The sequence below is a fragment of the Streptomyces sp. SID3343 genome (genome assembly GCF_009865215.1).
Taxonomy (GTDB): domain Bacteria; phylum Actinomycetota; class Actinomycetes; order Streptomycetales; family Streptomycetaceae; genus Embleya.
Genome location: NZ_WWJX01000705.1, coordinates 1 through 1,894, shown reverse-complemented (window position 1 = coordinate 1,894; position 1,894 = coordinate 1). Strand labels below are relative to the sequence as shown.

The following is a 1,894-nucleotide window of genomic DNA, read 5'->3' as shown; positions in this document are numbered from 1 at the left end:
GGCGAAGGGTTGGGGTCGGTGCGGGGCGAAGGGTTGGGCTCGGTGGGGGGCAAGGGCTTGGCGCCGGTGGCGGGCTCGGGCGTGGTGCAGGCTCGGGTGGAGGAGGGGCCCGGTGTGGCCGAGTCCCGGGCCGCGGTGGGCGATTGCGGGGCGCCGCTGCTGGACGTTCGGGGGTTGCGGGTTTCGTATCGGACGTCGGCTGGGCTCGTGGAGGCGGTGGCCGCGGCGGATCTGACGGTGGGCCGGGGCGAGGTGGTGGCCGTGGTGGGCGAGTCGGGTTCGGGCAAGAGTACGACCGCGCATGCGATCGCGGGGCTGCTCGCGGCCGGCGGTCGGGTCGGCGCGGGGCGGGTTTTGTTCGAGGGTCGCGACCTGTTGGGGTTGTCGGAGAAGGAGTTGCGGACGGTGCGGGGGCGGTCGATCGGGCTGATTCCGCAGGATCCGTCGGTCTCGCTCAACCCGGTGCGTCGGGTGGGCGAGCAGGTCGCGGAGGCGTTGCTCGTACACGGCCTCGCGAGCGGCAGGGAGGCCGCCGAGCGGGCCGTGGCGGCGCTGGGCGAGGCGGGGTTGGCGCAGCCCGCCACGCGGGCTCGGCAGTATCCGCACGAGTTGTCGGGGGGCATGTGCCAGCGGGTGTTGATCGCGATCGCGCTCGCGTGCCGGCCGCGGCTGGTGATCGCCGACGAGCCCACGAGCGCGCTCGACGTGACCGTACAGCGGCAGATTCTGGACCACATCGACGAACTCACGCGTGCGCACGACACCGCGATGCTGCTGATCACCCACGATCTGGGGGTGGCCGCGGACCGGGCGCGGCGGGTGGTGGTGATGTCGCGCGGCAAGGTGGTGGAGCAGGGCCCGGCCGAGCGGATCCTGACCGAGCCCGAACACCCGTACACGCGGGCATTGATCGCCGCCGCGCCGAGCCTGAGCAGGCGTCGGCCAGGGCCTCGCCCGGTGCGCGAACCGGTGCCGCGGGTCGAGCCGCTGTTGTCGGTGACGGGGTTGGTGAAGGAGTTCGCGTTGCCGCGTACCAAGGACGGGCCGCGCTCGCTGCGCGCGGTGGACGACGTGTCCTTCACCGTGCGGCGCGGTGAGACGTTCGCGTTGGTCGGCGAGTCCGGGTCGGGCAAGTCGACGACGGTGCGGATGATCCTGGGGCTCGAACGGCCCACCGGGGGGCGGATTTCGATCGACGGTCGCGACTCCACCCGGCCGGGTCGGGGCGAACTGCGCGCGTTGCGGCGGCGGATGCAGTTGGTGTACCAGAATCCGTACGCGTCGCTGGATCCTCGGTTCACCGTGTCGGAGATCGTCCAGGAGCCGCTGCGGGCGTACCGGGTGGGTTCGCGGGCGGGGCGGCGCTCGCGGGCGGCGGAGTTGGTCGATCAGGTGGCGTTGCCGGCGGATGTGCTGCGGCGCAGGCCGGCCGAGTTGTCCGGGGGGCAGCGTCAACGGGTGGCGATCGCGCGGGCGTTGGCGTTGGAGCCGGATCTGTTGGTGTGCGACGAGCCGGTCTCGGCGCTCGACGTGTCGGTGCAGGCGCAGATCCTCGAGTTGCTGATGGGGCTTCAGGAGGAGTTGGGGGTGGCGTATTTGTTCATCTCGCACGACTTGGCGGTGGTGCGGCAGATCGCCGACCGGGTGGGCGTGATGCGCGCGGGTCGTCTGGTCGAGAAGGGCACGTGCGAGCAGGTGCTCGCGGCTCCGACGCACCCGTACACGCGCGAGTTGATCGCGGCCATTCCCGGGCGTCGGCGCCCGCGGCTGTTGGGAGCGGTGTCGTGAGGTTCGCGGTGTTCACGCTGGGGCCGATGCCCCACATCAGGTCTCCGGGGAACGCGCGGCGGCGCGTGGGGGGTTGCTGGAGTAGGTGAGGTGGGGGCGTCGGCCG

At 72.4% G+C, this 1,894-nt stretch carries 1 protein-coding gene; it reads left to right on the top strand.

The features are described from left to right. Positions 1-114: 114 nt before the first annotated feature. The gene (locus GT354_RS21560; RefSeq protein ID WP_346012112.1) at positions 115-1,788 is read left to right on the top strand and encodes an ABC transporter ATP-binding protein; all 1,674 of its coding nucleotides are present in this window, start codon (positions 115-117) and stop codon (positions 1,786-1,788) included. Positions 1,789-1,894 lie beyond the last annotated feature (106 nt).